The following is a 22,715-nucleotide window of genomic DNA, read 5'->3' as shown; positions in this document are numbered from 1 at the left end:
AGGGTCAGAGCACCGACTGCGCGCGTGTCAGCACGTCGCGCAGGATCTGCTCGATCTCGCGGAATTCCGAAGGCCCGACGGTGAGCGGCGGCGCGAGCTGGATCACGGGGTCGCCGCGGTCGTCGGCGCGGCAATACAGACCGGCCTCGAACAGGGCGGGGGAGAGGAAGCCGCGCAGCAGCCGCTCGGACTCGTCGTCGTCGAAGGTCTCCTTGGTCGACTTGTCCTTCACGAGCTCGATGCCGAAGAAGTAGCCGTCGCCCCGCACGTCGCCCACCAGCGGCAGGTCGAGCAGCTTCTCGAGCTCGGTGCGGAACAGCGGGGAATTCTCGCGCACGTGCGCGTTCAGCCCCTCCTCGTCGAAGATCGCCAGGTTCTCCAGAGCGACAGCGGCCGACACCGGGTGTCCGCCGAACGTGTAGCCGTGCGGGAAGGACAGATCGCCCTTCGAGAAGGGCTCGTAGATACGGTCGCTGACGATGGTCGCGCCGATGGGGGAGTAGCCGCTCGTCATGCCCTTGGCGCACGTGATCATGTCGGGCACGTAGCCCAGGCCCGTGCAGGCGAAGGTGTGACCGAGGCGGCCGAAGGCGCAGATGACCTCGTCCGAGACGAGCAGCACGTCGTGGCGGTCGCAGATCTCGCGGACGCGGGCGAAGTAGCCGGGAGGGGGCGGGAAGCATCCGCCGGAGTTCTGCACCGGCTCGAGGAACACGGCGGCCACGGTGTCAGCGCCTTCGAAGAGGATCATCTCCTCGATGCGGTCGGCCGCCCAGCGTCCGAATGCCTCGAGGTCGTCGGCGGGTCCACCCATCTCGGCCGCGCGGTAGAAGTTGGTGTTGGGCACGCGGAAGCCGCCGGGGGTGACGGGCTCGAACATCGACTTCATCGCCGGGATGCCCGTGATCGCCAGCGCGCCCTGCGGGGTGCCGTGATACGCGACGGCGCGAGAGATCACCTTGTGCTTGGCGGGCTTGCCCTGCAGCTTCCAGTAGTGCTTCGCGAGCTTGAACGCGGTCTCGACCGCCTCGCCGCCCCCGGTGGAGAAGAAGACCTTGTTGAGGTCGCCCGGCGCCTCGTCGGCGAGACGGTCGGCCAGCTCGATCGCTGCCGGGTGCGCATACGACCAGAGGGGGAAGAAGGCCAGCTCGGAGGCCTGCGCCGCCGCGGCCTCGGCCAGCCGACGCCGACCGTGGCCGGCGTTCACGACGAAGAGTCCGGCCAGGCCGTCGAAGTATTCCTTGCCCTTGGCATCCCAGATCCGATGCCCGTCTCCCTTGACGATGATGGGCACACCCGACTCCGCCATCGTCGACTGCCGGGTGAAGTGCATCCAGAGATGGTCCTTCGCCATCGTCTGCAGTGCGGACTCGGAAGGGATGGTGCGTGCGGTGCTCATCTGGTCCCCCAGTTGTAGAGCTGCTTCTGCAGCTTGGCGTAGATGAAGGTTTCGGTGGAGAGGACGCCATCGATCGGGCGGATGACGTCGTTGATCAGCGCGAGCAGGTCGTCGTCGTCCTCGCAGACGACCTCGGCGAGGACGTCGAACGAGCCGACCGTGATGACCACGTAGTCGACGGACTCGATCGCGGCGATGGCCTCGGCGACACGGCGCGCGTCGCCGGACACGCGGACGCCGATCATGGCCTGGCGGTGGAAGCCCAGCTGCATCGGGTCGGTGACGGCGACGATCTGCATCACACCCGACTCGGTGAGCCGCTGCACCCTCTGGCGCACCGCGGCTTCGCTCATCCCGACGGTGCGGCCGATCTCCGAATACGAACGACGGCCGTCCTCTTGGAGCAGCTCGACGATCGTCTTCGAGACCGCATCGAGGGAAGGGTGCTTCTTCGCCGGACTCATGGTGCGATCTTCGCACTCCGCAATGCGCTCGGCAACCGATTTCGCAGAATCTGGCGATTCGTCCAGCGGAATCGGCAGGAAATTCAGCTCTCGAGCGGACCCAGCCAGGCGTTCGCCGCCGTCGAATGCGCGGATTCGGGGTCGGAGGGGTGGAACGCCCCGGCCAGCACGTCACGGTAGAGACGCGAGAGCTCGTTGGCGGAGAAGTACGACCCGCCGCCGGCCACGAGCATCGCCTCGTCGACCACGTGCTTGGCCATCGTGATCGCCCGGTGCTTGACGCCGGAGAGCTGCGGGAACCAGCGCGCGCCGTGATCGACGCCGTCGTCCACATCACGGGCGAGGGAGGCGATCTGCGGCGGCAGGGCGTCGTAGGCGATGGCCATGTCGGCGATGCGCCAGCGGATGTCGGGGTCCTGGCTGTAGGCGAGGCCGGTCTTCTTCGAGTGCCGCTTCTGCGCCGTCGTCACGGCCAGCTCGAGCGCTCTCCGGGCGATGCCGGTGTAGACGGAGGCGAGCAGGATCTCGAACACCGAGAAGATGCCGAACACGATCGGATCGGGGCTGGGCCCGGGGTCGATGCGCCGCACCACGTGCGCGGCATCGGCCACGGCGCCGTTCAGCCGGGTGGTGCGGCTCTGCGTGCCCCGCATGCCGAGGGTGTCCCAGTCGTCGGACGTCGTGACGGCGTGCGTCCGCTCCACGAAGGCGAACACGAGCTTCGGCCCATCGGGGCTGGTGGTGTCGAGGCCGTGCAGCCCCAGCCGCGTCCAGACCGGAGCGAGGGAGGTGAAGATCTTGGTCCCGGTGAACGCGTAGCCGCCGTCGCCGTCGGGCACGGCCGCGGTGTCGCTGCCGAACAGCACCAGGTCGTTGCCGCCCTCGCTGATGCCGAAGGCGAAGACCTCGCCTGCCGCAGCGCCGTCCTGCACGAACTCGAGGCCGGGGACGCCTCTGTCGGAGAAGACCTTCGCCACGCCGGTCCACACGAGATGCATGTTGATGGCCAGCGCCGTCGCCGGCGCGGCACCGGCGAGACGCTGCTGCAGGATCGCGGCCTCGGCGAGTCCGAGCCCCGCCCCTCCGCGCTCCTTCGGCACCAGGATCGACAGGTAGCCGGCCGCGCGCAACTCGTCGAGGTCCTGCTGGGGGAAGGTGTTCTCGCGGTCGTGGATCGGTGCGCGCTCGCGGATGCGCTCGAGAAGGTCGTCGGGCAGGAGCGTCGCAGGGTCGAATGTCATGCCAGAGCCTCCAGAAGCTGACGGACGGATTCCTCCGGGCGGTCGCGGTGCAGGGAGTGTCCTGCACCCTCGACGACGGAGAGGGTGATCAGGGGGTTCGCCGCGAGGACCTCGTCGGCGAGTTCTCCCGTGAAGATGCTGTAGACCGCGGGGTCGGCGCCGATCACATGCGTGGGCACGGTCAGACGCGCAGCCTCTGCCCGTACGTCCCAGGGCTGATTCTGGGTACTGGTCTGCTCCACCGCCCACGCGCTCGCACGCAGCACCGCGTCGACCTTGAGCTCCTGATCCTGCGGATGCCAGTGCGGATGCTCCGCCTGCACCACTTCGAGGCGGGTGTCGGCGAATGCGCGCTCCTGGCTCCGTCGCACGATCGCCGCATCGCGCCCGCCCACATGGATCGCGGGGTCGATCAGCACCAGCCGTCGAGTCCATTCCGGGGTCGATGCCGCCGCGACCGTGCTGGATGCGCCGCCGAGCGAATGGCCGATGACCGCGTCCCACGCGCCGCCGCCGTCCGGGAGGGTGGCGGCGAGATCGGCACCGTACGCGGCCACCGAGTAGTCGAGAGCGCGCGGTGCATCGCCGTGACCCCGCAGGTCGACGGCGGTCGCGTGCCATCCCGCTGCGGCGAGAGCGTCTCCGAGACGCCACATCAGTGCTCCGGAGGAACCGAGACCGTGGACGAGGAGAGCGCGACGGGATGCCGACGGGGAGCCCCACGAGATACGGGGCAGGGTGAGCGGGGCGGGCATGGCACCAGCCTACGACCGGTGGTGTTCAGGCGGCCGGGATCACCCGAGCCGCATCAGGCGAGCGGCACCAGCGGTGGGAGGTCGGCGGCGATCGTCAGCACGCGCTCCGCGGCCGCGTGGCCGGCGGAGAGGCGCGCGGCGAGGTCGGCTCCGTCGAGGGTCGCCGCCAGGAAGCCGGATGCGAACGCATCTCCCGCGCCGACCGGCTCGACGACGTCGACCACGGGAGCGGGCACGAAGATCGGCTCGTCGTCGCCATGGAAGGCAGTGGCGCCGACATCGCCGTCCTTGACGACCAGCAGCGCGCAGTTCGGGAGGAAGGCGCGGATCTCGGCGGGTGTCGCGGTACCCCAGATGCGTTCAGCCTCGTCTCGGCCGACGAAGGAGATGTCCGCGGTGTCGGCCAGGCGGGCGAGCGTCTCTGCGGCATCCTCCCTGCTCCACAGCGGACGCCGGTCGTTCACGTCGAACGACACGAGGGCTCCCGCGGTGCGGGCGTCGGAGAAGAGCTGGTCGACCGTCTCGCGGCACGACGCGGACAGCGCGGGGGTGATCCCGGTGGTGTGCACGATCCGCACCCCGTCGAGACGCCGCGCGGTCAGGAACCCCGGTTCCATGCGGGAGGCAGCGGATCCCCGACGGTAGTAGTAGACGGAGGAGGATTCGGCGCCCGGGTCCTTGAACATCACTCCGGTGGGCGCGGCATCGTCGCGCTCGACCCACAACTCCACACCCCGCCGCTCGAGCTCGAAGGCGACCCTGTCGCCGAGCGGGTCGGCGCCCAGCCGCGACGCCCAGGCGACCCGGTGTCCGGAGGAGGCGACGCCGGCGGCCACGTTGGACTCGGCGCCGGCCAGGCCGATCGACGCCTGCGCGGCGTCGGCGAGCGGGGCATCCGTCGGAGTGATCAGCGCCATGGTCTCGCCGATGCAGACGATCTCGGGGGCAGAGGTCGAAGAAATGGGGGAGCTCATGAGGGGGTGACCGCCAGGGGTTCGGTGTCGGGATGCGGGCTCGCGTCGCGGTGACGCAGATCAGGGAAGGAACGGACGAAGACGACGGCCACGAGCAGTCCCACCGCGGCGAAGATCGTGGCGGCGAGGTAGGCGCCGCGCCAGTCGCCGACATCGACGAGGAAGCCGGCGACCGCGGATCCGGCGGCGGCGCCGATGAGCTGGCCGGTGCCGGCCCAGCCGAAGGCCTCAGCGGTCTCGCTGAACTTCACACTGGCCGAGGTGATCGCGAAGAGCACGGCGAGAGCCGGAGCGATGCCGATGCCGGCGAGGATCAGGGTGCCGCCGAGCCAGAACACGTTGAGCATGACCATCGTCAGGCCGAGGCCGATCGTGACGATCAGCAGACGGCGCGCCATGGCCCACGGCCCGATGGGGATGTGACCGAAGGCCAGACCGCCGGCGAGGCTTCCCGCCGAGAACACGGCGAGCACGAGACCGGCCGCGAGGCTTCCGTGCTCGAACGTCGCGACGACTCCCACCTCCACAGCCGCACAGGCTCCGATCAGGAGGAAGCCGATCACGGTCGCCAGCAGTACGGGCGGCTTGAGCACGACCGTGCCCAGAGCGTTGCGGCTCCGGGGGATGCGGACCCGTCCGACCTCTGGGGAGAGGATGAACCAGGCGCCGCCGCCGACGAGGATGATCGCCACCAGCAGCAGGCCCTCCGGCGTGCCGATCTGGGTCGAGACGAGCGTGATCACGACGGGGGCCAGCACCCAGATGATCTCCTGCAGCGACGCGTCGAGGGAGAACAGCGGCGTGAGGTTCGAGGAGTTGACGAGCTTCGGATAGATGGTGCGCACCGCGGCCTGGACGGGCGGGGTGGAGAGTCCGGCGACCATGCCGAGAGCCATGTAGCCCGGTACCTCGAGCGGCAGCAGTGCGAGGCACAGCACCGCCACGACGCACACCGACAGCGTGAGCGTGAGCACACGTCGCATGCCCCAGACGCCCATCCAACGGCTCGTGATGGGACCGGCGATCGCCTGGCCCACACTGGTCGCGGCGAGGACCAGGCCTGCCGATCCGTACGACCCGGTCTGCTGCTCGACGTGCAGCAGGATCGCCAGCGACATCATTCCGTTGGGGAAGCGCGCGGTCAGCTGAGCAGCGATCATGCGCGCCACTCCCGGCGTGCGAAGAAGATCCCGATATCCCGCCACCAGACCACGGTACCGGGCCGCGGGGTCGGCCGCCGAAGAGGTCGATCCGCGACACGCCCGCGACACGCCGAAGGTCGATTTCCACAGGAATCCGAATGTCGGTGGGGCGTCGTAACGTCCCCCCTGTGGATGGATCGCTCACAGGGGCTTCCCAGCCGCGATTTCACGCGGTTCGAGTGCCTCCGGACGAGGGCTCGGCCTGTGGAAGAAACGGTGGAGAACCTGTGTTGTATCTGTAGAGAACGGTGGATAACTACACGGATGTAACTACTACCCCTTGTGGTCGCCCCCAATGTCGGTCCCCATATGTAGTATTGAAGTCCCGGCAGGGGGTCTACCGGGAAACAGCCTGATGAGAAGCGGGCCAGAGATTTGAGGGGTTACGAAAAAGATGTCGATCACGGTCTACACAAAGCCTTCCTGCGTTCAGTGCAACGCCACCTACCGTGCCCTCGATGCCAAGGGCATCGAGTACGAGATCCTCGACCTGTCGGAAGACCCGACGGCGCTCGAGCAGGTCAAGGCGCTCGGTTACATGCAGGCACCCGTCGTCGTCACCGACGAGGGTCACTGGTCGGGTTTCCGTCCCGACAAGATCGACGAACTCGCCTCCCGTCTGGCGTGACGCCGCATGAGCGCCGTCGCGACCGCAGCGCCGCTCCTGATCTACTTCTCGAGCGTCTCGGGTAACACCGCGCGGTTCATCGAGAAGCTCGGACTCCCGTCCCGACGCATCCCCCTCCACCGACACGAAGAAGACCTCGTCATCGACGAGCCCTTCGTGCTGGTCACCCCCACCTACGGCGGGGGAGCGGGGCGCGGCGTCGAGAAAGGCGCAGTTCCGAAACAGGTGATCCGGTTCCTCAACGATGAGCGCAACCGGCGCCACATCCGCGGCGTGATCTCCGCGGGCAACACCAACTTCGGCGACGCCTTCTGCCTCGCCGGTGACATCATCAGCCGCAAGTGCAACGTGCCTCACTTGTATCGGCTCGAGATCTTCGGCACACAAGACGATGTGGATCGCGTGAGCGACGGATTGGAACGACGGTGGCAGCTTCAGTGACCGAGACAGTGGCATTCAAGGCGAACCCCTCTTACGAGGGTCTCGACTATCACGCCCTCAACGCGATGCTCAACCTGTACGACGCGAACGGGAAGATCCAGTTCGACGCCGACAAGCGCGCCGCGCGGGAGTACTTCCTGCAGCACGTGAACCAGAACACGGTGTTCTTCCACTCGCTCAAGGAGCGTCTGGACTACCTCGTGGAGAAGGAGTACTACGAAGGCGCCGTCATCGAGAAGTACTCGATGGAGTTCATCCAGAAGCTCAACGACCTCGCGTACGGCAAGAAGTTCCGTTTCGAGACGTTCCTCGGCGCGTTCAAGTACTACACGAGCTACACGCTGAAGACGTTCGACGGCAAGCGCTACCTCGAGCGCTTCGAGGACCGCGTCGTGATGACCGCCCTCGGCCTCGCCGACGGCGATGAGAAGCTCGCGGTCGCGCTCGTCGAGGAGATCATCTCCGGTCGCTTCCAGCCGGCCACCCCGACATTCCTCAACGCCGGCAAGGCGCAGCGCGGCGAACTCGTCAGCTGCTTCCTGCTGCGCATCGAAGACAACATGGAGTCGATCGCCCGCGGCATCAACTCGGCCCTGCAGCTCTCCAAGCGCGGCGGCGGCGTCGCCCTGCTGCTGTCGAACATCCGCGAGTCGGGTGCGCCGATCAAGCAGATCGAGAACCAGTCCTCCGGCATCATCCCCGTGATGAAGCTCCTCGAAGACAGCTTCAGCTACGCCAACCAGCTCGGTGCGCGTCAGGGCGCCGGTGCGGTGTACCTCAACGCCCACCACCCCGACATCATGCGCTTCCTCGACACCAAGCGCGAGAACGCCGATGAGAAGATCCGCATCAAGACGCTGTCGCTGGGCGTCGTGGTTCCGGACATCACGTTCGAACTCGCCAAGAACGACGAGGACATGTACCTGTTCTCGCCGTACGACGTCGAGAAGGTCTACGGCGTTCCGTTCGGCGACATCTCGGTCACCGAGAAGTACCGCGAGATGGTCGACGACCCGCGCATCAAGAAGACCAAGATCAACGCGCGCGAGTTCTTCCAGACCGTCGCCGAGATCCAGTTCGAGTCCGGCTACCCGTACGTCATGTTCGAAGACACGGTGAACAAGGCCAACCCGATCAAGGGTCGGATCAACATGTCCAACCTCTGCAGCGAGATCCTGCAGGTGAACACGCCGACCACGTACAACGACGACCTGTCGTACGACAACATCGGCAAGGACATCTCCTGCAACCTCGGCTCGATGAACATCGCGCTGTCGATGGATGCCGATGACCTGGGGCAGACCGTCGAGACGGCGATCCGCGCCCTCACCGCGGTGAGCGACCAGAGCCACATCGGCTCGGTGCGGTCGATCGAGGACGGCAACGACCGCTCGCACGCGATCGGCCTCGGCCAGATGAACCTGCACGGATACCTTGCCCGCGAGCATGTGTACTACGGCTCCGAAGAGGGCATCGACTTCACGAACATCTACTTCTACACGGTGCTGTTCCACGCCCTGCGGGCGTCCAACAACCTCGCGATCGAGCGCGGCACGACGTTCGACGGGTTCGAGGACTCGAAGTATGCGTCGGGGGAGTTCTTCGACAAGTACATCGACCAGGCGTGGGTTCCCGCGACCGAGAAGGTCAAGGAGCTCTTCGCCGGCAAGCACATCCCGACCCAGGACGACTGGGCCGAGCTGAAGGCGTCGATCCAGAAGCACGGCATCTACAACCAGAACCTTCAGGCCGTCCCGCCGACCGGCTCGATCTCGTACATCAACAACTCCACGTCGTCGATCCACCCGATCGCGTCGAAGATCGAGATCCGCAAGGAAGGCAAGCTCGGTCGCGTCTACTACCCGGCGGCGTTCATGACGAACGACAACCTGGAGTACTACCAGGACGCGTACGAGATCGGCTACGAGAAGGTCATCGACACCTATGCGGCCGCCACGCAGCACGTCGACCAGGGTCTGTCTCTGACCCTGTTCTTCAAGGACACCGCCACCACGCGTGACATCAACAAGGCGCAGATCTACGCATGGCGCAAGGGCATCAAGACGATCTACTACATCCGTCTGCGTCAGCTGGCGCTCGAGGGCACCGACATGGCCGAGTGCGTCTCGTGCATGCTCTGACCTGACAACCTGTCGACCCGAGAACGCGGCTGAAACCCGAGAAACGACGAAGAAATGACTCCTGAAAGACTCAAGCTGGTCTCCAGCGTGCAGGCGATCAACTGGAACCGCATCCAGGACGACAAGGACCTCGAGGTCTGGAACCGTCTGGTGAACAACTTCTGGCTGCCCGAGAAGGTGCCGCTGTCGAACGACGTGCAGTCGTGGAACACGCTCACCCCCGACGAGCAGCTGCTCACCATGCGGGTGTTCACCGGTCTCACGTTGCTCGACACGATCCAGGGCACCGTGGGCGCGGTGTCGCTGATCCCCGACGCGATCACCCCTCACGAAGAGGCCGTGTACACGAACATCGCGTTCATGGAGTCGGTGCACGCGAAGAGCTACTCCTCGATCTTCTCGACCCTCGCGTCGACGAAGGAGATCGACGAGGCGTTCCGCTGGTCCACCGAGAACCCGAACCTTCAGAAGAAGGCTCAGATCATCATGGACTACTACCAGGGCGACGACCCGCTCAAGCGCAAGGTGGCCTCCACCCTTCTGGAGTCGTTCCTCTTCTACTCGGGCTTCTACCTGCCGATCTATTGGTCCTCGAAGGCGAAGCTGACGAACACGGCCGACCTGATCCGCCTCATCATCCGCGACGAGGCCGTGCACGGGTACTACATCGGCTACAAGTTCCAGAAGGGCCTCGAGAACGAGACCCAGGAGCGCCGCGATGAGCTCAAGGACTACACGTTCTCGCTCATGTACGAGCTCTACGACAACGAGGTGCAGTACACGCAGGACCTCTACGACGGTGTCGGTCTGACCGAAGACGTGAAGAAGTTCCTGCACTACAACGCCAACAAGGCCCTCATGAACCTGGGCTACGAGGCGATGTTCCCCTCCAGCGTCACGAACGTGAACCCGGCGATCCTGTCGGCACTCTCGCCGAACGCCGACGAGAACCACGACTTCTTCTCGGGGTCGGGCTCGTCGTACGTCATCGGCAAGGCCGAGGCCACGGAAGACGACGACTGGGACTTCTGAGAAGTCAGGGAGGACGCTCGAGCTTCGGGCGCATCCGGATCACCAGCGGGTGAGAGGGCCTCGGGATCATTCGATCCCGAGGCCCTCTCTGCATCGTCGAATCCCTTCGCTCATCCATGCACGGGTGCGGGATCGTGGCCCACTGCGCCCACGAGGCCGGGCGCGGTCATCGCCCTTCGTTCGTGTGCTCGGCACGCGCGTGGCGCGGCGGCGCCGGGCTGCGTCAATGCGTGACAGAAGCGGCTCCAGACCGTGATTAAACGATTATGCTGAGGGGATGCCCGAACCTTCCGCACAACGCGTTCGCATCAGGGACGTCGCTCTCGCCGCAGGTGTCTCGGCGGCCACCGTCTCGCACGTCTACAACGGGCGAGGGAGAGTGTCCGAGCGCACGCGCGCCCGTGTGAAGGCGATCGGCGACCGGCTCGGCTACCAGCCGAATCAGACGGGTCAGGCACTGCGACTCGGGCGGACGAACGTGATCGCGGTCGTGGCGAGCTTCCGCGATCCGCGCGTCACGGAAGCCTCGTTCATGCCGTGCTTCCGGAACATCCTCGCGGGGGCGGCGTTGGAGGCCGGCGCGATGGGTTTGGCGGTCACGGCAGGCCGCGCGGGGGTCGACGGTCAGATCACGACCACGCTCTCGTATGACGGGATCATCGTGGTCGACCCCATGCCCAGCGACCCCGTGGTGGAGCGCGCGCTGAGTCTCGGTCGACCGGTCGTCGCCGTCGGCGGATACGACGAGCGTCCGACGGCTCGCATCCAGCAGATTCGGCTGGGCATACGGGATGCGCTTCCGGCCTACCTCGACACAATCGCAGATGGTGACGAAGAAGTCCGGCCTGCGATCTTCGTCGGGGCGCGACTGGATCACTTCACCAACGATGCCATCGCCGGGTTTCAGCGCTGGTGTGCGCGGCGGGGGATCACGCCGCGGGGAGGGGCGTTGGAGCCGGGGGAGTCGCTGGACGACGCTGCCACGAGGATGCTCCCGGGCGCACTGCCGCCCACGGTGGTGCACTGCATGAACGAGTCATTCAGCGCAGCCATCCTCCGAGCGGCCGAACGGGCTGGGCTCGATGTGCCCGGTCAGTTGCGTGTGACGACGGTCGGTGATCCCGGCGGGCTCGCTGCGCAGCATGGCGTGGACTATTTCGCCACCGATCCGTTCCGGAACGGCTCCCTCGCGGTGAAGGCCATGGCCGAGCTCGTAAGCGGCGAGACCCCTGCTGACCTCCTTCTCGAGCTGCCTTCGGTGGCGGTTTCCGCCTCGCCTTCGTCGTACAGGCTTGCGTGATCCCCTGAGGACGTCTTACCTTGTTTCCATCGACCCAGGTGGCGGTTAACCGATTTTGCACGTCGGTTCCATGTGCCGCTGCGATGCACGCAAGCAAGGAGACGACATGACTGATCACGAGACCTCCAGCCCGGCAACACCGATGTTCGCGAGGCCGGCTGAAGCTACCGGCGCCGCACGTCATGTCATCCCTGCCGGTGAGTCGCTCCCCGACACGGCGAAGCAGATCGTGGAGGACGAGACGATCCTCGACGGGAACGCGCGGCTGAACCTCGCGACGTTCGTGAGCACCTGGATGGATGACGATGCGAAGCAGGTGTACGCGGCGTCGTTCGACAAGAACATGATCGACAAGGACGAATATCCGCAGACGGCGGCGATCGAGGACAACTGCTGGCACATGCTGGCGAACCTGTGGAACGCGCCCGATGCGGAGAAGAGCATCGGCACCTCGACGATCGGCTCGTCCGAGGCGTGCATGCTGGGCGGTCTCGCCTTCAAGCGGCGGTGGCAGCAGGCCAGGCGTGCAGCGGGCAAGGACACCTCGACGCCGAACCTCGTGATGTCCTCCGCCGTGCAGGTGTGCTGGGAGAAGTTCTGCAACTACTTCGACGTCGAGCCCCGCTACGTGCCGATCAGTGCGGAGCACAAGACGCTCGACGGGCATGACCTGGCGAAGTACGTCGATGAGAACACGATCGGCGTCGTCGCCATCATGGGTGTCACCTACACCGGCATGTACGAACCCGTCGCCGAGATCGCCGCGGCGTTGGACGAGATCCAGAAGAACACCGGCCTCGACATCCCGATCCATGTCGACGGTGCCTCCGGCGCGATGATCGCGCCGTTCCTGCAGCCGGATCTGGTCTGGGACTTCCGTCTCGAGCGCGTGCACTCGATCAGCACCTCGGGTCACAAGTACGGTCTCGTGTACCCGGGGCTCGGGTGGGTGGTCTGGCGTGACGCCCAGTGGCTGCCGGAGGACCTGGTGTTCCAGGTCAGTTACCTCGGTGGGGAGATGCCGACCTTCGCGCTGAACTTCTCGAGGCCCGGCGCCCAGGTGGTGTTGCAGTACTACCTGTTCCTGCGCTTGGGATTCGAGGGATACCGGGCCGTGCAGCAGGCCTCGCAGGACGTCGCGAAGTACCTCTCCGCGGGGATCGCGAAGCTCGACGCGTTCGAACTCTGGAACGACGGCAGCGACATCCCGGTGTTCGCCTGGCGCCTCAAGGACGGGCACACGAAGAACTGGACTCTCTACCATCTGCAGGACCGGTTGCGGATGAAGGGCTGGTTGATCCCCGCCTATCCGATGCCCGCCGACCTCGAGCAGATCACGGTGCAGCGCATCGTCGTCCGCAACGGGCTGAGCATGGACCTCGCGATCGAACTGCTGCAGGCGATCGAGACCGAGGTCGCGTACCTCGACGCGCTCGAGTCGCCGATGCCGATCGAGAAGCCGCAGTCGGCCTTCCACCACTGAGAGAAGCCGCCATGTCCTCGCCTCAGAGTTCCGCTCCGTCGCCGGCACCGGCCGAGTCGTCCCCGACCGCATCGAACCATCCGCTCGCACCCCGTTCCGCGGTGACCTCCTTCCTGGGAGTGGGGCAGCTCGCCCTCCTCACCCTGGTCGTGGTCGCGAGCCTGCGATCGCTCCCGGCGATGGCCGTGTTCGGCCTCGGCAGCATCACGCTCTACATCATCCCCGCGATCCTGTTCCTCGTGCCGACAGCGCTGGTCGCCGCCGAGCTCGCGACCGGGTGGAAGGGAGGCGTGTACATCTGGATCAGGGAGGCGATGGGCAACCGCTGGGGGTTCACCGCCGTGTGGTTGCAGTGGATCCAGAACGTGGTCTGGTACCCCACCCAGCTCGCCTTCATCGCCGGAGCGCTCGCGTTCGTCTTCTTCGACCCCTCCCTGTCGAGTTCCGGCTTCTTCACGGCCGTGGTCATCCTGGTCCTCTACTGGGGATCCACTCTCATCGCGTTGCGAGGCGGCAACCTCTTCGCCAAGCTCGGCTCCTGGGGCGGCATCCTCGGCACCCTGCTCCCCGCAGCCCTCCTCATCGTGTTCGGAGCGATCTGGGTGTTCAGCGGAGAGAAGAGCGAGGTACCCCTCACGCCCGAAGCGGTGATTCCCCCCTTCACCGGCATCGCATCGATCGTGCTGATCGTGTCGAACTTCCTCGCCTACGCCGGCATGGAGGTCAACGCCGTCCACGTGAACCAGATGAAGGACCCGGGCCGGGGCTTTCCTCGCTCCATCTTCATCTCCGCGGTCCTCATCCTCATCGTGTTCATCCTGCCGACGATCGCCATCGCCGTTGCGGTCCCGCAGAAGGAGCTGGGCCTGACCAACGGCATCATGCTCGCGTTCCAGGAGTACTTCTCGCACTGGGGTGTGGGTCAGTGGGCGACGGCGGCGGTGTCCGCGCTGATCGCCGCCGGCGCACTGGCGTCCGTGATCACCTGGATCGTCGGACCGTCCAAAGGTGTTCTCGCCGCGGCGGAGACGGGGCTGCTGCCCCCACTGCTGCAGAAGAAGAACAAGGCCGGTGTGCAGTCCGGAATCCTGATGCTGCAGGGCACGATCGTCACCGCCCTGGCGGCGATCTTCATCATCGTCCCCAACGTCAGTGCGGCGTTCGTCGCCCTGATCGACATGGCCGCAGCCCTGTACCTCATCATGTACATGATGATGTTCGCCTCGGCGATGGTCCTGCGGCGGACGCAGGCGAGCGTGAAGAGGGCCTACCGTGTTCCTGCGATCAACCTCGTGGCGGGCATCGGATTCCTGGCGAGCCTCGCGGCCTTCGTGTTCGCCTTCATCCCGCCGGAAGGGTTCACGGCGTTCCCGCCGGCCCTGTATCCCTGGATCGTGGCGGCGGTGATCGTCGTGCTCGGCGCTCCGCCGCTCATCTTCTACGCGGTTCGCAAGCCCGCCTGGGACATGCGCACCGAGGAGCAGAAGAATGCCCACGGGACCCACGAAGAAGACGAGCACGCGCAGACGTAGGCGAGCGCGCGTGCTCCGGAGCGCGTCGACACGCGCCCGGACCTAGAATCGACCCGATGATCGACGAGACCGCCACCGAGACGCGCGTGCGCGCGAAGGTGAACCGGACGTTCGTGCGCGTGCCGATCGCCGTGGGCACGGTGCTGCTGATCGCAGCCATCGGGTTCACGCTCGCGGGTGATGACCTCAGTTTCTTCCCGTTCCTGCTCATGCTGGTCGGGGGCTGGTGCTTCGGCTTCGCGTTCGTGAACGTCACCCTGGGCATGGTGCCGGCCCGCAACGGGGCGATCCTGCACCTCGGTGTCGCAATCGTGCTCGGGGCCGTCCTGGTCCTCATGGTGGAGTTCGGGGGAGACCTGCTCGACCGCTTCCCCGAGGCGGTGCGCGGGGTCGCCGTCGTCCTGCAGCTCGCGGGGATACCGGCGACCGGGTGGATCTGGCTCGGACTCCTCAGTCGCGTCACCGATCTCTTCGCCCGCCGGGACGCGAAGAAGAAGCCGCTGCCGGTGACGCCGGACTGGGAACGGGAGGAAGGCGGCGACGGGTCGATCGTGCGCTTCCCCGCCATCGAGCTGCGGATGCGCACGCTCACGCAGGCGATCGTCGGGATCGTCGTGGTCGTCGGACTCCTCGGCGTCGCGCTGCTGATCGGACTCGACGACATCGTGATGCGGATGGGGCCGCGGATCGCGATCGTCCTCATGGGAATCGTGCTGGGGCTTCCCGTGTACCTCCTGTTCATGGCGATCCTGCGCCGACGCACAGCGCAGTGCGCGGTCGCCTTCGGGAACGACGAGTTGCGTGTACGGGTAGGCGATCAGCTCCACACGATCCCGTTCCGGAGGCTCGAATTCCTGCGCTGGCGGTGCCGCAGCGACTACGCGCGGATCGAGGTCCGTGGCGCCGGTGTCGACCTGTCGCTCTTCGCCGGGCTCGCCACGCCGCCGCGCGGCTTCTCCGCCGAGCTTCCCGCAGTGCCTCGGCGGGTTTTTCGACGACTCGAGCTGGCGGGACTCATCCTCGAGAAGGCTCGGCGGGACGAGGTCGTCACGTTCCGGAGTGCGTCGGAGCCGGCGTCACGCGCACCCGCACACTGAGCGCACCCGACGCTGAGCACACACGACGCGGAGCCCACCTTCACATTGAACGCGGTGTCGGAGGCCTGTGGCAGCATCCGAACATGGAAGACCTGAGACTCCGGATCTGGTCCGAGAACGACCTCGGACTGCTGCACGCGGCCAACACCCCGGAGATGACGGCGCACATCAACGGCCCGGAGAGCGTCGACCAGATCATCGAGCGGCACGCCCGTTACCTGCGGCTGGTCGCCTCCGGGGAAGCACGGATGTTCGTCATCGAAGACGAGGGAGCGCGAGCACTCGGATCGATCGGGTACTGGCACGTCGAATGGCGTGAGGAGCCGGCCCTCGAGACCGGATGGTTCGTCCTGCCCGAGGCGCAGGGGCGCGGCGCGGCATCGGCTGCCCTCGCTCTTCTCATCGACGACGCCCGTGCGCATCGCGAGGGCCGACGTTTCCTGACCGCATTTCCCGGGGTCGAGAACTCGGCATCGAACGGGGTGTGCCGCCGCAACGGATTCACCCTGGCGGGGAGCTTCACAGAGGAGTTCCGCGGTGCCGAGCTGACTGTGAACGAATGGGCACTCGACCTCACGGAGTGACCGAGATCACTCCGCGGGATACTCCTGGGCCTTGAGCAGTCGGGCCAGGTGTGCGGCGTTCCTCGTCGCCGTCCCGATGGCCGACGCGACCTTCTCGGGTGTCTCATCGAGATCCTTGTAGTCGACGGTGTGCATCGCCTCGCCGTTCCAATAGACCGAGCCCTGTGCGGCGACCGTGTATCCCACGTCGTTCAGCGACTGGAAGAGGATCGCCGCGATGTGGTGCGCGCCGTCTTCATTCCCGACGACGCCCGCGATGGCCACCTTGTCGAACAGGGTGGGGCGGCCGCGGGCGTCCGTCTCGCCGAGCTCCGCATCGAGGCGTTCGAGCACGCGCTGTGCGACGCTCGAATGCTGCCCCATCCACGTGGGGGTGACGAGGACGAGGATGTCGGCGTCCAGCACTCGCCGACGGATCTGGGGCCATTCGTCGTCGCCACCCATGTCCTTCTCGACACCGGGGCTGAGGGAGAGGTCGACGGCGCGGACCACGTCACCGGTGACGCCGTGGTCGGCGAGGCCGTCGAGCAGCTGCGTCGCGAGGAGATCGGAGCTGGAGGGCGCGGGCGACGGCTTGAGTGTGCAGGAGATGGCGACGGCGGTCAGTGGTGTCTTCATGCTCCGAGCAGACCAGACGAGGAAGAACATGCACAGGGGGTTTCCGAGTCCGGGCTATCCTGGTAGACGGCACCGACGACAGGAGATCCCGTGATCCTCAGCTTCCTCTTCTTCATGATCCTCTTCATCGGAGGGATCCTGCTGATGGGCATCTCGTTCGGGCTGCCGGCGTTCCAGGCTCTCGCCTTCTGCGGTGGGCTCCTGCTGGTGACCCTGGCCATGGCCTTCCTCTTCCGCCAGGGCGGCTCGGCCACCCGCCGGTCGAACAACTGGTCGGGCAACGCCACCGAGTGACTCCCCGCGGTCCGCGGGTCGTCAGGCGTGGCGGCTGACCGCCGACGGTCGACGGTTCACCGTCGTCTGGCGAGCCTCGCTTCGAGGTTCGCCCTGACAGCGGGCCACTCCGGCTCGATGATGGAATACTCCACGCTGTCGCGCAACGCGCCGTTGCGGTAGCGGCTCATGGCCCGCATGACGCCGTCCTGCTTGGCGCCGAGCCGCTCGATCGCCGTGCGCGACTGGAAGTTCACCCATTGCGTGGTCAGGCCCACGCGGAAGGCTCCCAGCGTCTCGAACGCGTGCCGGAGCAGCAGCAGCTTGGACTCGGCATTCGTGCCCGTGCCGTGTGCCGACGGTCGGTTCCACGTGAAGCCGATGTGCAGCCGGGGAACGTCGGCGACGATGTCGTAGTACGACGTGAGTCCCAGGATGCGACCAGTGGCGTCGAACGTCGTGAAAGGGACCATCTCGCCCTTCTCGACGAGCCCGAGCCGGCGCTCGACCTCCGCGGCGACACCATCGGGTGCGGGTACCGAGGTGTACCAGGCCGTCTTCCACAGGTCGCCCTCCTCCACGGCCTCGATCAGTCCATCGACGTGGGCGCGTTCGAGGGGACGGAGTTCGACGAGTTCGCCGGTCAGGGTGACAGGGGAGGGCGTGACGAGGAAGGGCATGACGATATTCAACCAGCGACGAGGATCGTCTGACGCAGCAGCCGCTGGTAGGCCGTGACGAGCTCGATCGTGACCTCCAGCTCGAAGGCCAAGCTCGCGAGATGCGGACCTCGAACCGCTTCTGCTTCCGCGTAGGCGCGCGGCGTGATGAGCTGCGACGCCGCCCATTCATCCGCCTGGCGCTCCTGCTGGGCGCGGATGGCGGGGGTCGGGGCGGGAACGTGGCCGAGAGCGGCGTGTCCGAGCTCGTGCGCGAGCACGCTGCGAGTGGTGCGGACGCTCATGCCGGGGCTGAGGCGGATCGTGCGAGTCGCGGGGTCGTAGCCCCCGCGCGTTCGACCGGTCCGCTCGACGACGCGAACCCGCTGTTCATCGGCGAGCCGGAGAAGGTGGTGCATGGTCACTCCTCCCGTGCCGATCTCGCGCCGGGAGCGGTGTCCGGCCTATTCGTAGAGGTCGTCGGTGTCGGCGTCGTGGCGGACACCGGATTCGAAGGCGACCTCTCGGGTATCTTCGCGCGGGCCGGCGACATCGGGCGCGCGTCGGATCGGCGTGATGCGCGCGACGGCCTCTCCGTCGGCGCGGAGACGTTCTTCCGCGCGTGCCAGCAGCACGTGGGGTTCGACACCGAGATCGGCGCACACCGCGTAGACGACGGGGACCGGGATCGCACGCTTGCCCGTCACGTAGTTGTCCAGTGCGCTGCGCGCGATCCCGATGGTGCGCGCCATGGCGGCGATGCTGCTGCGCGACGCGGCGATCTCGGCACGCATCTGGCGCCCGACAGCGTCGTTGAAATCCTCGGCAGGTGTCTTCACCCGGCTCACCATAGCAGCGAGACGACGCCAAAATGCTGCCATTCTGGTCCATTCGACCGCCATGCGGGTTCGTTCGTGGCGGTAGTGTAGGCGTATGGGGACAGAATTGCGTCATTTGCTGGCATCCGAAGTCGACGGGGCCCGGTTCCACGCCGGAGTGTCCTTCTCCGAGCTCTCCGCGCGCTCGGGCATCGACCCCGATGCCCTGGGGAATCTGCTCGACGGCATGGAGGACTTCACGGTGGTCGACCTCGCGCGCATCGCCGGAGTCCTCGGCGTTCCGGTCACGGCGCTGATTCCCGGCGCCGCGACCGAAGATTCCTGACGACGTCGGTGCGGGGCGGTAGCGTGATGCGCATGAAGACAGTGCCGTTCGGATCAGCCACCGCCCCCGCCGTGATCGCCGGCATGATGCGCATCGACGACAAGGACGACTCTCACATCCGCACGCTGTACGGCACCGCGCGGACGGCGGGCATCGACTTCTTCGACCACGCCGACATCTACGGCGGCAGCATGCACCATTGCGAGGCGCGATTCGCCGACGCGTTGCAGCTCACCCCGTCCGAGCGTGACGAGATCGTGCTGCAGACCAAGTGCGGCATCGTGCCCTCGCAGGGGATGTTCGACTTCTCGTACGCGCACATCCTGGCGCAGGTGGAGGGCTCGCTCGCGGCGCTGCGCACGGACCGCCTCGACGTGCTCCTGCTCCACCGCCCCGACGCGCTCGTCGAGCCCGACGAGGTGGCGCGCGCGTTCGACGACCTGGAGCGCGCGGGCAAGGTCAGGGCGTTCGGCGTCTCGAACCACACGCCTCGCCAGATCGACCTCCTCCGCACGGCGGTCCGGCAGCCGCTGGTCGCGAATCAGCTGCAGCTGTCGATCACGCACGCGCCGATCATCGCGCAGCCGGTCGCAGCCAACATGGCCGGGCAGGAGCAGAGCGTGGTGCGCGACGGCGGTGGCATCGTGGAGTACTGCCGCATCAACGACATCACGATCCAGGCCTGGTCGCCGTTCCAGGATGGGTTCTCCCACGGGGTGTTCCTCGGCAACCCCGAATACGCGGAACTGAACGCCGTGATCGATCGCCTCGCAGCGGCGTACGACGTCGCGCCGATCGCCATCGCGACCGCGTGGATCACTCGCCACCCCGCCGGTATGCAGGTCGTGCTCGGTACCACCACACCCCAGCGGGTGCAGGACGCGGCGGCCGGAGCCGACATCACGCTCACGCGGCCCGAGTGGTACGAACTGTTCCGCGCCGGCGGGCATCTGCTGCCGTAGCCCGAGCGGCACGGCGCGGCGTCGTCTACCCTGAACTCATGTCGTTCCTGTTCTCGCTCCTCGTCATCGCGCTGATGATCGGTGCACTGATCGACATCATCACGCGGGACAGCTCGCTGGTGAAGTTCCTGCCGAAGCTGGCGTGGATCATCATCGTGATCCTGCTGCCGTTGATCGGTGGCCTGCTGTGGTTCGGGCTCGGGCGTGACTACGGCGAGTCCGGCATCCAGATGCCGCGGATGCGGAGAGCCGAGCGACCCGCGACGCCGACCGATGTGCGTCCGGCGCCACCCAGGGACACCCGCACGACGGAGCAGCAGATCGCCGACCTCGACCGTGAGATCGAGGAGTGGCGATTGCGCCAGGAGATCGAGAAGAAGCGCGGCACCGACGGCGAGGGGCCCGCCGGGGCGGCGAACGCCGGCTAAGCAGCGGGTTCGCGGTCGAACGACTCGCGGATCGCCTCTTCGAGGGTCGGGTATCGGAACTCGAATCCGGCCGTGGTGAGCTTCTCCGGCAACACCCACCGACTCTTCAAGATCAGCTCGGTCTCGGTGCGCATGCCGATCGCTCCGAGTTCCAGCATCCACCGCGGCATCGGCACACCGATGCGCGCGCCCAGCACCCGACGCACCGTCGCCATGAATTCGACGTTGTCGACCGGGTGCGGAGATGCGGCGTTGACGGGCCCTTCGAGGGAAGGCGTCTGCTCGAGGAATTCGATGATGCGGGCCACGTCTTCGATGTGCACCCAGCTGAAGCGCTGGCGGCCGCGACGGGCGCCGGGGAAGTGGCCGGTGCCTGCGGCCCGACGCGCAGCGCTGACCGGCCATCGTCCGTCGTACTGGGATCCGCCGAGCCCGAGCCGGGCGAGGTCTTTCACCGGACCGAGGACACCGCCGTGGCCGAGGACGATGGCGCTGCGCAGCGCGACGCGTCGCGTGGAGGGGAGGTCGTCGGCGAACAGGGCCTTCTCCCAGGCCTTGGCGACCTCGACCGAGAACCCGGTGCCGATCTCGCCGGTCGACTCGGTCATGGCACGGTCTTCCGCATGACGGTAGATGGTCGCGGTCGAGGAGTTCACCCAGAGCGCCGGCGGCGTCGAGGCGCGGGCGATCGCGGTGCTCAAGGATGCCGTCGTGTCGAGGCGTGAGCGGAAGATCTCCGCGCGATTCTCCGGTGTGTAACGACAGTTCACGCTCTTGCCGGCCAGGCCGACCACGAGGGCCGCGCCATCGACGGCGCGGTCGATCTCGACCTGGTCGCCCCAGCGGATGTCGGCGCCCGAACGGGAGATCGTGACGACTTCACGGCCCTCGGCGCGGAACCGCGGCAGCAGGAATCTGCCCATGAAACCCGTGGACCCGCCGACCACGACCCGTCCTGCGCTCATGCCATCTGCTCCGTCTCGGAATGGTGGATGCGGTAAGTGAAGTCGCCTCGATACTCGTACACGCGGCCCAGCAGCGGCGCGTCGACGGTCAGCGACATGCGCTGACGGTCGAGGGCGTCGTCGAAGCGTTCGGTGAGGCGGATCACGGGGGTGACCGCACGCGGGAGGCGCACCCGAAGGCGTCCGAGACGCAGGCCGACCGCGCGACTGGTGAGGTGCAGGGCCCCGTGGTGGACGTCCACATCGAAGCAGGCGGCGAGGAGGGCGGGCTCTCCGAGCTCGTCGACCACGCGACCGTGTCGCGTGAGTGCGGCCGCGTCGCGCATGGTCCACGCGCCGTGACGAAACTGGAAGGTGCGCTCTCCGATGGCCCTCGACGCGATGGTCCGATTCTCCACGCGGAACGGCACATCGCGCTCCCACCCTGCGGCGACCACCCCGCGGCGCTCGAGCAGCCGGAGCAACGGCCACAGCCATCGCCGCGGGGTGCCGACGCGCCCGAACACCCCATCGCCGATGCCGACGGCGCCGTCGGGGATCGCCTCGAAGTACGTGCGAAGCCGGGGATGCAGCTCATCGATGCGCTCGCCGAGCGCCCGGGCGTAGGGAGACTGCGGCACGGGCGTCACGTTTCGAGCCTAGCCCTGTCGTCGGGGTCCCGATCCGCGCCCCGTCCTGTTCAGGATGCGGGTCTCAGCAGTCGATCGAGGAGCGCGAGCGCTTCGTGCTGCGGTGCGGTCTCATCGAGCAGCCACTGCGTCTGCAAGCCGTCGGACGCCGCGACGACGAGGGCGGCGACCGCATCCGGGTCGATGTCGTCGCGGATCCGGCCGTCCTCCTGCTGGCGTCGGACGACGTCGGCGAGTCGGGCGCGGAGGCGGCTGAAGCGACCGGTGGCGAACGTGCGGGCCGCCGGGTGTCCCTCTTCGAGAGCGGTGGCGACGAGGGTCGAGTAGAGCTGGACGAGGCCGGGGATCGCGCGGTTGGTCCGCGCGGATTCGATCATCATCTCGACCGGTGTCGCATCCTCCGGGGGAGAGCCGGACTGCCGGGACGGGGCCGTGCTCTCCTCGTAGACGGCGACGAGGAGCTCTTCCAGCGAGCCGAAGTAGTGCGTGAGCGCCGCATGGGTGACCCCGACCTCGCGAGCGATCGCCCGCAGGCTCGTGCGGTCGGCGCCGCGCTCGGCGAAGACCTCGATCGCGCGATCGAGGATCTCCTGTCGTCGAGCGATCCCCTTGGCGTACGCGCCGCGTGGGCGGGGAGGATCGGCGTGATCGGACGTGTCGGGGGGCATGTGGCGAGTCTAGCCAATCAAAACTTCCGCATGGAGGTATTTGGTGATAGCGTGCCTGCACGGGACAGCGGTCCCG

26 protein-coding genes are annotated in these 22,715 nt (G+C 67.0%); 13 read left to right on the top strand and 13 right to left on the bottom strand.

Annotated features, from left to right (window positions below; translation table 11 throughout):
• Positions 1-4: 4 nt before the first annotated feature.
• The 6 genes from L687_RS32365 to L687_RS32340 form a co-directional block, all read right to left on the bottom strand.
• Positions 5-1,399 (bottom strand): aspartate aminotransferase family protein, encoded by a 1,395-nt coding sequence (locus L687_RS32365; protein ID WP_021199962.1) that lies wholly within the window; start codon positions 1,397-1,399, stop codon positions 5-7.
• Positions 1,396-1,863 (bottom strand): Lrp/AsnC family transcriptional regulator, encoded by a 468-nt coding sequence (locus L687_RS32360; protein ID WP_021199961.1) that lies wholly within the window; start codon positions 1,861-1,863, stop codon positions 1,396-1,398. Before L687_RS32360 ends, L687_RS32365 begins: the two co-directional genes overlap by 4 nt.
• A gap of 83 nt (positions 1,864-1,946) precedes the next feature.
• Complete coding sequence (locus tag L687_RS32355; RefSeq protein WP_021199960.1) at positions 1,947-3,104, bottom strand: acyl-CoA dehydrogenase family protein; 1,158 nt, start codon at positions 3,102-3,104, stop codon at positions 1,947-1,949.
• A complete protein-coding gene (locus L687_RS32350; protein WP_021199959.1) occupies positions 3,101-3,859 on the bottom strand; it encodes an alpha/beta fold hydrolase in 759 nt (252 codons plus the stop codon). The genes L687_RS32355 and L687_RS32350 overlap by 4 nt, the downstream gene beginning before the upstream one ends.
• 53 nt (positions 3,860-3,912) lie before the next feature.
• Complete coding sequence (locus tag L687_RS32345) at positions 3,913-4,833, bottom strand: sugar kinase (RefSeq protein WP_021199958.1); 921 nt, start codon at positions 4,831-4,833, stop codon at positions 3,913-3,915.
• On the bottom strand, positions 4,830-5,993 hold the full coding sequence (locus L687_RS32340; protein ID WP_021199957.1) for an MFS transporter: 1,164 nt from the start codon (positions 5,991-5,993) through the stop codon (positions 4,830-4,832). Before L687_RS32340 ends, L687_RS32345 begins: the two co-directional genes overlap by 4 nt.
• A gap of 436 nt (positions 5,994-6,429) precedes the next feature.
• Here L687_RS32340 and nrdH point away from each other — a divergent pair, with 436 nt between their 5' ends.
• The 9 genes from nrdH to L687_RS32295 all read left to right on the top strand — a co-directional run bounded on the left by nrdH (position 6,430) and on the right by L687_RS32295 (position 16,273).
• Complete coding sequence (gene nrdH / locus L687_RS32335; protein ID WP_017828869.1) at positions 6,430-6,663, top strand: glutaredoxin-like protein NrdH; 234 nt, start codon at positions 6,430-6,432, stop codon at positions 6,661-6,663.
• 6 nt (positions 6,664-6,669) lie between these two features.
• Positions 6,670-7,104, top strand: a complete 435-nt coding sequence (gene nrdI, locus L687_RS32330; protein WP_021199956.1) for a class Ib ribonucleoside-diphosphate reductase assembly flavoprotein NrdI — start codon at positions 6,670-6,672, stop codon at positions 7,102-7,104.
• Positions 7,101-9,245, top strand: coding sequence for a class 1b ribonucleoside-diphosphate reductase subunit alpha (nrdE, locus tag L687_RS32325; RefSeq protein ID WP_021199955.1), 2,145 nt, complete (start codon positions 7,101-7,103; stop codon positions 9,243-9,245). The genes nrdI and nrdE overlap by 4 nt, the downstream gene beginning before the upstream one ends.
• Positions 9,246-9,299: 54 nt before the next feature.
• Positions 9,300-10,277 (top strand): class 1b ribonucleoside-diphosphate reductase subunit beta, encoded by a 978-nt coding sequence (gene nrdF, locus L687_RS32320; protein WP_017828866.1) that lies wholly within the window; start codon positions 9,300-9,302, stop codon positions 10,275-10,277.
• Between the two features lie 277 nt (positions 10,278-10,554).
• Positions 10,555-11,577 (top strand): LacI family DNA-binding transcriptional regulator, encoded by a 1,023-nt coding sequence (locus L687_RS32315; RefSeq protein WP_021199954.1) that lies wholly within the window; start codon positions 10,555-10,557, stop codon positions 11,575-11,577.
• 106 nt (positions 11,578-11,683) lie between these two features.
• Positions 11,684-13,060 carry a glutamate decarboxylase gene (locus L687_RS32310; RefSeq protein WP_021199953.1) on the top strand — a complete coding sequence of 459 codons (1,377 nt, stop codon included), beginning with the start codon at positions 11,684-11,686 and terminating at the stop codon, positions 13,058-13,060.
• Between the two features lie 11 nt (positions 13,061-13,071).
• Complete coding sequence (locus L687_RS32305; RefSeq protein ID WP_021199952.1) at positions 13,072-14,592, top strand: amino acid permease; 1,521 nt, start codon at positions 13,072-13,074, stop codon at positions 14,590-14,592.
• 56 nt (positions 14,593-14,648) lie between these two features.
• Positions 14,649-15,689 carry a hypothetical protein gene (locus tag L687_RS32300; RefSeq protein WP_021199951.1) on the top strand — a complete coding sequence of 347 codons (1,041 nt, stop codon included), beginning with the start codon at positions 14,649-14,651 and terminating at the stop codon, positions 15,687-15,689.
• 83 nt (positions 15,690-15,772) lie between these two features.
• A complete protein-coding gene (locus tag L687_RS32295) occupies positions 15,773-16,273 on the top strand; it encodes a GNAT family N-acetyltransferase (protein WP_021199950.1) in 501 nt (166 codons plus the stop codon).
• 6 nt (positions 16,274-16,279) lie between these two features.
• Here L687_RS32295 and L687_RS32290 read toward each other — a convergent pair whose 3' ends face one another.
• Positions 16,280-16,891, bottom strand: coding sequence for a flavodoxin family protein (locus L687_RS32290; protein WP_029259577.1), 612 nt, complete (start codon positions 16,889-16,891; stop codon positions 16,280-16,282).
• Between the two features lie 90 nt (positions 16,892-16,981).
• Here L687_RS32290 and L687_RS32285 point away from each other — a divergent pair, with 90 nt between their 5' ends.
• Positions 16,982-17,185 carry a hypothetical protein gene (locus tag L687_RS32285; RefSeq protein ID WP_021199948.1) on the top strand — a complete coding sequence of 68 codons (204 nt, stop codon included), beginning with the start codon at positions 16,982-16,984 and terminating at the stop codon, positions 17,183-17,185.
• Between the two features lie 56 nt (positions 17,186-17,241).
• Here the strand turns inward: L687_RS32285 and L687_RS32280 are convergent, their stop codons facing one another.
• Genes L687_RS32280 through L687_RS32270 form a run of 3 tightly spaced genes read right to left on the bottom strand, consistent with a single transcriptional unit; the run spans position 17,242 to position 18,662 of the window.
• Complete coding sequence (locus L687_RS32280) at positions 17,242-17,844, bottom strand: GNAT family N-acetyltransferase (RefSeq protein WP_021199947.1); 603 nt, start codon at positions 17,842-17,844, stop codon at positions 17,242-17,244.
• A gap of 8 nt (positions 17,845-17,852) precedes the next feature.
• Entirely contained in the window at positions 17,853-18,263 is a 411-nt protein-coding gene (locus L687_RS32275) for a zinc metallopeptidase (protein ID WP_268741825.1), read from the bottom strand.
• Positions 18,264-18,287: 24 nt separating this feature from the next.
• Entirely contained in the window at positions 18,288-18,662 is a 375-nt protein-coding gene (locus tag L687_RS32270) for a helix-turn-helix domain-containing protein (protein WP_231479904.1), read from the bottom strand.
• 94 nt (positions 18,663-18,756) lie between these two features.
• On the opposite strand from L687_RS32270, the gene L687_RS32265 reads away from it, so the two are divergent.
• The 3 genes from L687_RS32265 to L687_RS32255 are packed head-to-tail and all read left to right on the top strand — an operon-like array spanning position 18,757 to position 20,377.
• The gene (locus tag L687_RS32265; RefSeq protein ID WP_235045227.1) at positions 18,757-18,987 is read left to right on the top strand and encodes a helix-turn-helix domain-containing protein; all 231 of its coding nucleotides are present in this window, start codon (positions 18,757-18,759) and stop codon (positions 18,985-18,987) included.
• Positions 18,988-19,019: 32 nt separating this feature from the next.
• A complete protein-coding gene (locus L687_RS32260) occupies positions 19,020-19,949 on the top strand; it encodes an aldo/keto reductase (RefSeq protein ID WP_084487343.1) in 930 nt (309 codons plus the stop codon).
• A 38-nt stretch (positions 19,950-19,987) separates the two neighbouring features.
• Positions 19,988-20,377 (top strand): PLDc N-terminal domain-containing protein, encoded by a 390-nt coding sequence (locus L687_RS32255; protein ID WP_021199942.1) that lies wholly within the window; start codon positions 19,988-19,990, stop codon positions 20,375-20,377.
• Here L687_RS32255 and L687_RS32250 read toward each other — a convergent pair.
• From L687_RS32250 to L687_RS32240, 3 genes are read right to left on the bottom strand one after another with little or no spacing between them, the layout of a single operon-like run.
• Entirely contained in the window at positions 20,374-21,342 is a 969-nt protein-coding gene (locus tag L687_RS32250; RefSeq protein ID WP_021199941.1) for an epimerase, read from the bottom strand. The genes L687_RS32255 and L687_RS32250 overlap by 4 nt on opposite strands.
• Positions 21,339-21,971, bottom strand: a complete 633-nt coding sequence (locus L687_RS32245; protein WP_021199940.1) for a DUF4166 domain-containing protein — start codon at positions 21,969-21,971, stop codon at positions 21,339-21,341. The genes L687_RS32250 and L687_RS32245 overlap by 4 nt, the downstream gene beginning before the upstream one ends.
• Before the next feature lie 50 nt (positions 21,972-22,021).
• Positions 22,022-22,639, bottom strand: a complete 618-nt coding sequence (locus L687_RS32240; protein ID WP_021199939.1) for a TetR/AcrR family transcriptional regulator — start codon at positions 22,637-22,639, stop codon at positions 22,022-22,024.
• Positions 22,640-22,715: the final 76 nt, after the last annotated feature.

This window comes from Microbacterium maritypicum MF109 (assembly GCF_000455825.1).
GTDB classification, from domain to species: Bacteria; Actinomycetota; Actinomycetes; order Actinomycetales; family Microbacteriaceae; genus Microbacterium; species Microbacterium maritypicum_A.
The sequence above is the reverse complement of the archived record's forward strand: the minus strand, read 5'-3'. Positions and strand labels throughout refer to the sequence as shown.

Bases quoted from the DNA above. Each gene is read 5' to 3' on its own strand.
- L687_RS32315 (WP_021199954.1), top strand. From the start codon at position 10,555: ATGCCCGAACCTTCCGCACAACGCGTTCGCATCAGGGACGTCGCTCTC.
- L687_RS32240 (WP_021199939.1), bottom strand. From the start codon at position 22,639: ATGCCCCCCGACACGTCCGATCACGCCGATCCTCCCCGCCCACGCGGC.
- L687_RS32280 (WP_021199947.1), bottom strand. From the start codon at position 17,844: ATGCCCTTCCTCGTCACGCCCTCCCCTGTCACCCTGACCGGCGAACTC.
- L687_RS32250 (WP_021199941.1), bottom strand. From the start codon at position 21,342: ATGAGCGCAGGACGGGTCGTGGTCGGCGGGTCCACGGGTTTCATGGGC.
- L687_RS32340 (WP_021199957.1), bottom strand. From the start codon at position 5,993: ATGATCGCTGCTCAGCTGACCGCGCGCTTCCCCAACGGAATGATGTCG.
- L687_RS32350 (WP_021199959.1), bottom strand. From the start codon at position 3,859: ATGCCCGCCCCGCTCACCCTGCCCCGTATCTCGTGGGGCTCCCCGTCG.
- L687_RS32260 (WP_084487343.1), top strand. From the start codon at position 19,020: ATGAAGACAGTGCCGTTCGGATCAGCCACCGCCCCCGCCGTGATCGCC.
- nrdH (WP_017828869.1), top strand. From the start codon at position 6,430: ATGTCGATCACGGTCTACACAAAGCCTTCCTGCGTTCAGTGCAACGCC.
- nrdF (WP_017828866.1), top strand. From the start codon at position 9,300: ATGACTCCTGAAAGACTCAAGCTGGTCTCCAGCGTGCAGGCGATCAAC.
- L687_RS32355 (WP_021199960.1), bottom strand. From the start codon at position 3,104: ATGACATTCGACCCTGCGACGCTCCTGCCCGACGACCTTCTCGAGCGC.
- L687_RS32345 (WP_021199958.1), bottom strand. From the start codon at position 4,833: ATGAGCTCCCCCATTTCTTCGACCTCTGCCCCCGAGATCGTCTGCATC.
- L687_RS32290 (WP_029259577.1), bottom strand. From the start codon at position 16,891: ATGAAGACACCACTGACCGCCGTCGCCATCTCCTGCACACTCAAGCCG.
- L687_RS32265 (WP_235045227.1), top strand. From the start codon at position 18,757: ATGGGGACAGAATTGCGTCATTTGCTGGCATCCGAAGTCGACGGGGCC.
- L687_RS32360 (WP_021199961.1), bottom strand. From the start codon at position 1,863: ATGAGTCCGGCGAAGAAGCACCCTTCCCTCGATGCGGTCTCGAAGACG.
- L687_RS32305 (WP_021199952.1), top strand. From the start codon at position 13,072: ATGTCCTCGCCTCAGAGTTCCGCTCCGTCGCCGGCACCGGCCGAGTCG.
- L687_RS32310 (WP_021199953.1), top strand. From the start codon at position 11,684: ATGACTGATCACGAGACCTCCAGCCCGGCAACACCGATGTTCGCGAGG.
- nrdI (WP_021199956.1), top strand. From the start codon at position 6,670: ATGAGCGCCGTCGCGACCGCAGCGCCGCTCCTGATCTACTTCTCGAGC.
- L687_RS32300 (WP_021199951.1), top strand. From the start codon at position 14,649: ATGATCGACGAGACCGCCACCGAGACGCGCGTGCGCGCGAAGGTGAAC.
- L687_RS32295 (WP_021199950.1), top strand. From the start codon at position 15,773: ATGGAAGACCTGAGACTCCGGATCTGGTCCGAGAACGACCTCGGACTG.
- L687_RS32255 (WP_021199942.1), top strand. From the start codon at position 19,988: ATGTCGTTCCTGTTCTCGCTCCTCGTCATCGCGCTGATGATCGGTGCA.
- L687_RS32365 (WP_021199962.1), bottom strand. From the start codon at position 1,399: ATGAGCACCGCACGCACCATCCCTTCCGAGTCCGCACTGCAGACGATG.